The sequence below is a fragment of the Hymenobacter sp. genome (genome assembly GCF_036388155.1).
In the GTDB taxonomy this organism is placed as follows: Bacteria; Bacteroidota; Bacteroidia; order Cytophagales; family Hymenobacteraceae; genus Hymenobacter.
In genome coordinates this window covers 1-8,847 of record NZ_DASVSI010000084.1, presented here as the reverse complement: position 1 = coordinate 8,847, position 8,847 = coordinate 1, and the positions used below count along the sequence as shown (strand labels likewise).

At 62.1% G+C, this 8,847-nt stretch carries 12 protein-coding genes; 4 read left to right on the top strand and 8 right to left on the bottom strand.

Features of this window, described 5'->3' with window-relative positions:
- The 4 genes from VF629_RS11805 to VF629_RS11790 all read left to right on the top strand — a co-directional run.
- A partial coding sequence (locus VF629_RS11805; protein WP_331056918.1) for a transposase occupies positions 1-124 on the top strand: 124 nt, incomplete at its 5' end.
- Between the two features lie 20 nt (positions 125-144).
- Positions 145-345 carry a hypothetical protein gene (locus tag VF629_RS11800; protein WP_331058684.1) on the top strand — a complete coding sequence of 67 codons (201 nt, stop codon included), beginning with the start codon at positions 145-147 and terminating at the stop codon, positions 343-345.
- 28 nt (positions 346-373) lie between these two features.
- Positions 374-1,051, top strand: a complete 678-nt coding sequence (locus VF629_RS11795) for a hypothetical protein (RefSeq protein WP_331058683.1) — start codon at positions 374-376, stop codon at positions 1,049-1,051.
- 47 nt (positions 1,052-1,098) lie between these two features.
- On the top strand, positions 1,099-1,773 hold the full coding sequence (locus VF629_RS11790; RefSeq protein ID WP_331058682.1) for a hypothetical protein: 675 nt from the start codon (positions 1,099-1,101) through the stop codon (positions 1,771-1,773).
- Between the two features lie 208 nt (positions 1,774-1,981).
- Here VF629_RS11790 and VF629_RS11785 read toward each other — a convergent pair whose 3' ends face one another.
- The 8 genes from VF629_RS11785 to VF629_RS11750 all read right to left on the bottom strand — a co-directional run.
- Entirely contained in the window at positions 1,982-2,605 is a 624-nt protein-coding gene (locus VF629_RS11785) for a flavodoxin (protein ID WP_331058681.1), read from the bottom strand.
- 12 nt (positions 2,606-2,617) lie between these two features.
- Positions 2,618-3,259: an NAD(P)H-binding protein gene (locus tag VF629_RS11780; protein ID WP_331058680.1), complete on the bottom strand. Its 642-nt coding sequence runs from the start codon at positions 3,257-3,259 to the stop codon at positions 2,618-2,620.
- Positions 3,260-3,324: 65 nt separating this feature from the next.
- Complete coding sequence (locus VF629_RS11775; protein ID WP_331058679.1) at positions 3,325-3,705, bottom strand: nuclear transport factor 2 family protein; 381 nt, start codon at positions 3,703-3,705, stop codon at positions 3,325-3,327.
- Positions 3,706-3,791: 86 nt separating this feature from the next.
- Positions 3,792-4,550, bottom strand: coding sequence for a glucose 1-dehydrogenase (locus VF629_RS11770; RefSeq protein ID WP_331058678.1), 759 nt, complete (start codon positions 4,548-4,550; stop codon positions 3,792-3,794).
- A 70-nt stretch (positions 4,551-4,620) separates the two neighbouring features.
- Entirely contained in the window at positions 4,621-5,784 is a 1,164-nt protein-coding gene (locus VF629_RS11765; RefSeq protein WP_331058677.1) for an aldo/keto reductase, read from the bottom strand.
- Between the two features lie 35 nt (positions 5,785-5,819).
- Entirely contained in the window at positions 5,820-6,800 is a 981-nt protein-coding gene (locus tag VF629_RS11760; RefSeq protein ID WP_331058676.1) for an aldo/keto reductase, read from the bottom strand.
- A gap of 268 nt (positions 6,801-7,068) precedes the next feature.
- A complete protein-coding gene (locus VF629_RS11755) occupies positions 7,069-8,289 on the bottom strand; it encodes an XdhC/CoxI family protein (protein WP_331058675.1) in 1,221 nt (406 codons plus the stop codon).
- A 215-nt stretch (positions 8,290-8,504) separates the two neighbouring features.
- On the bottom strand, positions 8,505-8,847 hold a 343-nt coding region (locus VF629_RS11750; protein ID WP_331058674.1), incomplete at its 5' end, for a recombinase family protein.

Sequence of the window (8,847 nt, the reverse complement as noted above, 5' to 3'; positions counted from 1 at the left end):
CCGCATTGAGCGGCTCATGGGCCGGCTCAAGCAGTTTCGCCGCCTGGCCACGCGCTACGACAAAACCGCCAGCAGCTACCTCGGCTTCGTGCACTTCGTCTGCGCCTTACTCTGGCTTCGCTAATTGTCCGTACAACCTAGCTGATGCTCCCGGTTTTCAGCGTCCACGTCCACCGCGAAGGCAGCCGGTGGGCGTGGAAAATGCGCCAGGGCCGAGGCCCCGCCGCCAGCATCCGAACCGGAGCATCGGTTAGCTTCTCGGAAGCTATCCGCGCCGCCCTTCGCTTCGAGCCGCCCCGGCCCCAGGCGCAGGAGCACCAGAAACAGCACCAGCAGGCAGCCTAACCCCCACTTTTTACAATTGCAAAACCTTATGCTACCGAACCTCCCCGCCATCGAAACCTGCGCCGGCCGCATTGCCATTGATTCCACCGTCCGCAGCACTCGTTACCGCGACGTGCAGGGCCTGGTGACTGCTATTTATTGGAACGGCTACCACTACGCCATCCAGGTAAACGACCGCCACAGCGACGACGCGGGCCAGTACGAGCTACTTTCCGAGCCCACGCACCAGGGCTTAAACTACGTCAATCCGAACACTCAGCAGGTACTTAGCGGCCAGTTCGAGGTGCTGCTACCAGGGGAGGGCGACCGGATATATTTTGCCGACACCGCCGAGCAGGCCATTGCCCTACTCGCGGCCACCATCGGCCTGCGCGACCAGGCCGCCGAAGTCGAATACCTGAAGCAGCGGGCCGAGGCCGGCCCGGTGGACGAGCTGCGTTGGCGCGGGCAGGCCGTGGGCAGCATCGTTGGCCAGCTTGCCTACGTGAGCACCGGCGCCGGCAAGCAGCACCCGACCCCCAAGTTTCTAGTGGGCCACCAAGTGCATTTTTTCAGTCCCCACACGCCCCGCACGATTAGTGGGCTGGCTTTGTACAAGGACCACCTGAACTACGGCAAGACGCAGTGGCACTACTTCTATGAAGGCGCGAGGGGCAGCCATCATCCCATGAGCGAGGCCATTACGTCGGCCGTGCCGACCACGTAGCCCGCCGTTTTACAATTGCAAATTCATAGCTGTTTCCCCCTTTTATTATGGCTTACCCCACCCCCCAGGAAATCGCGGCCAAAGCAGCTGCCAAAAGTTTTCGCGTTGGCGCTTACGTCCATATGAGCACCCGAAATGCGGATACCGCCGCGCCCATCCGCGAGTTTTCCAGTATTAACGGCCAGGTGCAGGCCGTTTGGATGAGCGGCGCTTGTCGCAACCTGCTAGGCGAGTTGCGCCTGAGCGCCCAGCACCGCTTGCCCTATCAGTTCCCGCCCGGCTATGAGTTCTTCACCAGTTCGCACCTCGTGGCAGAGGCCAGCCGCCAGGCCGGCAGCAGCGCAGCCACTGAGGGCTATACTGCCGCTTTGGTACAGGGCTTTGGTAGCGCCGGCACTGATACATGGGTTACTTCTGACCGTAACCCCCAGAGCGCAGGCGCGGTGTTCATTAGCCTTCGGCTGCAGCCGGCCGAAGCCCCGGTGCCTGAGCTAAGCCCGAATATGGAAATTCTTGTGGCAGGCCAAGTAGTGACCGCCGCCGACGTGGCCCACTGGATGAGTGCCGACCCCAAGCAGGGGATGAAGCTGTTTAAGGAAATGCAAAAACTATACGGTGCCACACCCACTATGCTAGATTTAGCCATGTTCAGCGGCGCCACGATGCTGGCGCCGGTTGCCGCCAGTGTAATAGCGGCTAGGCGTAAGGTTCAGAGCGGATAGTGCCCCGCTGAGTACCAAAGAAAGCGCCCCGGTCAGCCGAACGGGGCGCTTTTACTTTTCGAGCCGGAGGCCGCGAACAAAAGGAAACCCACTGCTAAACAGTACAATTTGGGAAGAGCAGGCGCAGTAACGCCCCCATCCTCTTCCACCCGACTGGGATATTTTCAACGGGTGGGCCACAAGCAAACCAACAGCAGCTTTGATGTTTTTACTTCTTGGTCAGAAGGTTAATTTCGCTCAACCAAGCCTTTACCTGAGTCTGTACCTGCTTTTCTTTGTTTCCTTCCATCACAAATAGCACGCCGTCCCGCTCTATGCCGCCGCGGGTTGAAAAGCCTTTCAGAACGGTGCTCTTGGGAACCATGGCTTTAACCGTCTCAAAACTGCTGCCGACGCCGTAGCCCGCATTGGTGTTGAAAGGCACCAGGGTTTTGCCGCTCAGGTCGTACTGCTTCAAAAAGCTTTTGATGGGCGGGGGCAGTTGCATGCCCCAGGTGGGAAAGCCTACAAAGACCACCTCATACTGCTCCATGTTGGCAATCCGGGTGCGCAGCGGGGGCAGGTAGCCTTTTTCGTTCTCGTCGACTACCTGCTGCACGATGGCCTGGTAGTTGGCGGGGTAAGGCGATTGCAACTCCAGCGCCACCAGGTCACCGCCCACAGTTTGCTGAATCATGCCCGCCACGGCCCTGGTATTGTTGGTGCGCGACAAATAGACAATCAATATTTTACTCGAATCCAGGGCAGGTTTCACCGCATTCTTGTTATCCTCGCTTGGGGAGAAGGAGCACGCTGCCAGTAGCAGGGCGCCTAGTATGAGCCAGTGCTTCAAGTCCGGGGAGGGTTAGTAAAAGGAAGGTTTGTCCCAGTTTGTATTCGGCTCGCTTACGCCCAGGCTCTTGTGGCTGAAGCGGCCGTCCAGGGCCGTGACGATGTCGACGATGAGCTGGGCCACGGCCTGCCGCGTCACCTGGGCCCCGACGAATGGTTCGCCCTTCTGCGTCAGCTGGTAGTTGGTGTTGCCGGCTTGGTTATAAAGCCAGGTCAGGCGCAGTATCGTGTAGTCGAAGGCCTCGTTTTCAAAGACACCGGTAGCTTCCGCCACCTCACGTATCCGGTTGGCGCCGACCATGCGGGTGTTCCACTTTCCGAAAGCGCCGGGCACCTCGTTGTAGATGCCCAGAATTGAGGCTTCGATGACTCGCTTGACGCCCGCCGCCCGCATGGCCTGGGCAATGGCCTGTTTAGCGGCTTTGTCGCCCGCAGCGTTGATGTACACCACATCAATCCCCTGCATATGCTTGGTCAGGGTGGGGACATCCGTCAGGTCGCCATCGGCCAGGCGCACGCGCTGCGGGTCGGCCACTTTCAGGCGTTTGGTCGCCTGGCGGGCGTACAGAACGAGGGTGGCGTCGGTTTGGCGGAGCAGGCTCTCGGTGGCCATGCGGCCGATTTGGCCGGCAGCTCCCAGTATCAGGATGTTCATGTCCAATTCGTAGGATATGTCGATAAGAGTTGGGGCTGTTTGGGGCCAGCCCCAAACCCGAAGCGCTAGGCCGTGAGCAGGCGCGTAAACGCGAGGGAGGCCAGCGTCCAGGCATTGCCTTCGTGCGCGTACACTTCGGTGACTACGAAGGGGTTGATGGCCTCATTGCCATATACCTCCGCCACCAGCCGGATTTTATTCAACACGATGGCGGTGGCCCCTACGAACCGCACCGACGATTCCTGAAAATCGACTTCTTTCATTTGAATCTCGCCCTTGCGCATGACGTCCAGCTCCTGACTCTTGGAGAAGGTGGCGCCCATGTGCACGAATCTGGCGTTGTCGTGGATGAGCGTGTTGAGGGCTTCGATGTTGCGCTCGGACATCCAGCGCCACATCTGGCGCGAGAGGTCGAGGAGCTCTTGTTCTACTTGTGGGGTATTCATGGCAAAAAGGTAGGATAGGGCAAAGGGAAGCAGGGCCCGCAGGCAACCCTGCGCGGACGCTGATACCCGCTCTGTGACTGTTAAGATTAGGCTGTAAGCCCGCCGTCGACGGCAATAGCGTCCCCGGTGATGAAGCTCGCGGCATCGGAGCAGAGCCAAACGATGCTGGCGGCAATTTCCTCCGGCTGGGCCGTCCGCTTTATCGGCTCCGAGGCAACCATCTGCTCATGGCGCGCGGGGTCGCTGCCGTACTCGGCGGTCATCGGGGTCTCCACCCACCCCGGGCAGACCGCATTCACGCGAATGCCTTGGGCCGCGTATTCAACCCCGGTGCACTTGGTCAGACCAACCACCCCGTGCTTGCTTGCATTGTAAGCCGCCAGGCCGGGGGCAGCCCGCAGCCCGGCCGTCGAGGAGACGTTGACGATGGCACCGGCGCCCTGGCGCACCATCTGCGCCAACTCGTGTTTCATGCACACCCACACCGACGTCAGGTTCACCGAAATCTGCCGGTCCCATTCCTCCTCGGCCAGCTCGTGGGCCGGGCCGCGCTCGTTGATGACGCCCGCGTTGTTGACCGCGTAATCGAGTCGACCGAAGTGTTCCACCGTTGTGGCAACCAACTCTTTCACCTGCCCGGTATTGGTGACATCCGCGGTGACAGCCAGCGCCTGGTAACCAGCTGCTCGTAATTGCTCGGCTTCTTTTTCAATTAGCTCCGTGCGGCGGGCGCACAGCACGACGCTGGCTCCTGCCTGCGCAAACTTCCGGGCCGTGGCCAAGCCGATTCCCCCGCTGGCCCCGGTTACCAGGGCTACTTTGCCCTGCATACTTGCATTGTTCATGACTGCTGTCTGTTTACTGGTTGTCGTGGGACTGCGGCACTTGCGCAATCCGTCCGTTTAGCACCTGCAACTACTTTTTAGGAGGGGCTTCCACCGCCGAATACTGGAGCACAGCTTGAGGCAGCCGCTCCCCTTTGATTTGAATTTTGGCTACTTCCGCGTTGAACTGCTTGAGTTCGTCGGCCGTGAAGCGCACCGCGTCGGCCCCGTTGTTTTCCAGCATGTGCGCCATCTGCGTGGTACCCGGGATGGGCACTACCCACGGCTTCTGGGCCAGCAGCCAGGCCAGCGCCAGTTGCCCGGAGGTGGCGTTTTTGCGGGCGCCCCAGGTGTTGAGCAGCTGCACCAGCGCGAGGTTGCCCGGCAGGTTCTCCGGGGAGAACCGGGACTCGACCCCGCGAATGTCGCCAGGCGCAAAGCGGGTGTTGGCGTCGATGGCCCCGTTGAGGAAGCCGATGCCCAGCGGGCTCCACGCCACGAAACCGATGCCGAGCTCCTGGCACAGCGGCAGCACTTCTGCTTCGGGCCCGCGCCAGAGCAGCGAGTACTCGTTCTGAATCGCCGTCACCGGATGCACGGCGTGGGCACGCCGCACGGTTTGCAGGCCGGGCTCCGACAAGCCGTAGTGCAGCACTTTGCCCTGTTTGATGAGGTCCTGAATCGCGCCGACCACGTCCTCGATGGGCACGGCCGGGTCGACCCGGTGTTGGTAGAGCAGGTCGATGCGGTCGGTTCGCAGGCGCTGCAGCATGCCGTCCACCACGAGCTTGATGTGGTCGGGCTGGCTGTTCAGGCCCGGCAGCCGCTGCCCGGTTTTCTGGTCGATGTTCCAGCCGAACTTCGTCTCAATCACAATTTTGTTGCGAAAGGAGCCCACTGCTTCGCCCAGGATGCGCTCCACCTCCAGCGGGCCGTAGGCCTCGGCGGCGTCGAATAGGGTCACGCCGTGGTCGTAGGCACTGCGGATGATGCGGTGCATCTCGGCCCGGTTGGGCACCTCCGTGGTGTACTTGCGGCTCATGTTCTGCACGCCAATGCCGATGCTGGAAACCTCCAGGGTGCCCAGCTTGCGCCGGGAACTCACCTTGTCTTTCGCGGGAGTGGGCGCCGCCGCAGTGGGGGAAGCCAATACGTCGGCGTTCGGGAGCAGCGCGGCTCCGGCCAGGATGGCCCCGGCTTTGAGTAGGTCGCGGCGGTTAAAGCCCGTCGCGGGTTGTGGGCTTGTATTATCCATGGGGTGCATGTCGGGCTACGTGGAGCCCTGTGGGATTAGCGGTTGATGGCTTTCTGCGACTGCGCATTGTAGCGGTCGCCCTGGATTTGCACCTGGGCGAGTGCCTGCTCGATGCGCTGCAGGTCGTCGGGCGTGAGGTGCACCGACGCGCCGCCGATGTTTTCCTCCAGCCGGTGCAGCTTGGACGTGCCGGGGATGGGCGCAATCCAGGGCTTTTGGGCCAGCAGCCAGGCCAGCGCAATCTGGGCCGGGGTGGCTTGCTTGCCGGCCGCGATGGTGCCGAGCAGGTCCACCAGGGCCTGGTTGGCTTTGCGGTTCTCTTCCGAGAAACGGGGCACGGTGTTGCGGAAGTCGTTCTTGTCGAACTCGGTGTTTTCGTTAATCTTGCCGGTCAGGAAGCCTTTGCCCAGCGGGCTGAAGGGCACGAAACCAATGCCCAGCTCTTCCAGCGTCGGCAGGACGCTCTGCTCGGGCTCGCGCCACCACATCGAGTACTCGCTCTGCAGGGCCGATACGGGCTGCACGGCGTGGGCTTTGCGAATGGTATCGGCGCCGGCTTCCGAGAGGCCGAAGTACTTCACTTTGCCTTCCTGAATGAGGTCTTTTACGGCCCCGGCCACCTCTTCAATCGGCACATTGGGGTCGACCCGGTGCTGGTAGAACAAGTCGATGTAGTCGGTTTTCATGCGGCGCAGCGACTGCTCCAGCACCTGGCGGATGCGCTCGGGCCGGCTGTCCATGCCCTCCTTTGGGTTGCCCTCCTTGAAGCCGAACTTGGTGGCAATGACCACCTGGTCGCGCATTGGCGCCAGGGCCTGGCCCACCAGCGTCTCGTTGAGCTCCCCGTAGGCTTCGGCCGTGTCGAACAAGGTTACCCCGCGCTCGAAGGCGGTGCGAATGAGGGTGATGGCTTCGTCAGAAGGCGTGACCGAACCAAAGCCGAAGGTCAGGCCCATGCAGCCCAGGCCCAGGGCCGATACTTCCAGGCCGCTCGGGCCTAATTTCCGCTTATCCATATGAGTGGTGATTAAAAGTGTAAAAAGAGCTCCCCGCTAGTTCGTCTAAGCGCTTGTCGCCGGGCCGTAAACCGGGCGCCAATGAGTGCGGCTTTCACTGCGCAGGCAAGAGAATATTCACCTTACTGCCAGGTAGATAATAGGCTGCCGCGTTTGCTATTGCGAGTGGCAGGGAACATGACAAAGGTCCGAAAGCCCCAGGCGGCAGTTAAACACGATTCAAACCAAAGAGTATGATTTTCAAACAGAGCCTAGCGAGGCAGCAGGGTTATACCCCGCAGCTGGGCTCAGCCACGACTACATGGCCATAGCGTAGGGTCCTGCCCGTGGTTAGGTAGGCAGAGCCCGCCGCCATGTCCGTGGGGCGGGCATGAATGGGGTCCCGGGAAAAGGTCAACATGCCCCCGGGGCGACCCTGGCGTACCGCCTGAATTTCGCCCGTGATGGACAGCGCTATTTCTTCTGGGGTTTCAGCTCCCAGGTTCAGGCCAATGGGGCTAAATAGCCGGCCTCGTAGCAGCGCCTCGGCATTGGGCACGGCCTGGGCAAGCTCTTCCAGCAGGCGCGCGGCTTTGCTGCGCGGGCCCAACAGGCCGACGTAAGGCGTGGGCGCATCGAGCAGGCGCTGCAGCACGGCCAGGTCGTAGGCGTAATTGTGGGTCAGCAGAACCGCATAGTCGGCCGAGAGCGGCAGGGCCGGCACTTCGCCCAGGGGCACTACCCGTACTTCGGCGGCATCCGGGAACCGTTCTTGGACTGCCTGACGAGGGCGGCCGTCGATTACCGTCACGTGCCAGCCGAGCGAGGCAGCCAGGCGGACCAGGGGCTGGGCGTCGTTGCCAGCCCCGTACACGGTCAGGCGCAGGGGTGGCCGCAGCACCTCCAAAAACACGCGCGCAATGCCATCGGGCTTCATCCCATACTCGCGGATGAGCGACTGGTTATCCGCAAGGGCTTGCTGGGCATCGCGGCGGATAGCGGTGGTCAGGTCCAGGTTATCGAGCGCGGAGCCGCGCACCGAGCCATCGGGCAACAGCAGCAGGCGCTGGCCGAGGTCGGGCAAGGCCTGGCCCGCCACCTGGCGAAACACGGTGGCCAGCACCGCCGGCTCGGGGTGACGGGCAAAGCCCCGCAGCAGCTCCAACGGGTTGTCGGGGTCCTGAAAGTGCAGGGGCTCCAACAGAATGTGCACGACGCCCTGGCAGCCGGGGCCCAGCCCGTGGCGCGGGTCGTCCTCGTCGGAGGTGTCGTAGGTAATGAGCGCGGGCTGGCCGCGCTGCAGCACCCGTTGGGCCCGCTGGCGGGCGTCGCCTTCCAGGCAGCCCCCGCTGATGGCGCCCGTCAGCTGCCCGTCGTCGGTGACGAGCATGCGAGCGCCGGGCCGCCGGTACGCCGAGCCTTCCACCTCCACCACCGTGGCCAGGGCGCAGGCGCGGCCCGCAGCGCGGTTCGCGTCGTAAGCGGCCAGCAAGCGTTGGAGTTCAGTCATGGCGAGGGGTGCAAAAGCACTACAAGTGAATGGAATGCGCCAGTGAGGCTAAAGCAGGCAATGACCTCTAGGGAAGCCAGCAGGCTGAAGGGCCTGCCCTTACTTCTTGGCCGGCGCGCCAGGCTGCTGGGGAGCGGCCAGCACCTGCGTGAGTAGGCCTTCTTATAGCAACGGGGGGATAAAATTACTCTAAGTCCTTTTGGGCAGTAGTACTATTAGGTAAGAGCGGCCTGCAGGTGCTTGCGGTAGCGCTTGACGCTGGAGAGGCTAATGCCAGTCAATTCCACCGTTTCGGCTACGGAGAGCCCTTTTTCCAATGCTTTCCGCACTTTGGCCAGGTTCTCGGCGTCGAGCCCTTTGGGCCGGCCGATGTGCTTGCCCTGGGCGGCGGCCAGTTGCTGGCCGGCCTTGGTCTTCTCCAGGATGCTCTCGCGGTCGTACTCGGCCAGCGAGGCGAAGATGGAGAGCATGAACTTGCCCGCCGGCGTGGTGGTGTCGATGCCCAGGTCCAGGGCCTTGAAGTGGATGCCGCGCCGGTGAAAGGAGTTGACCAGGTGA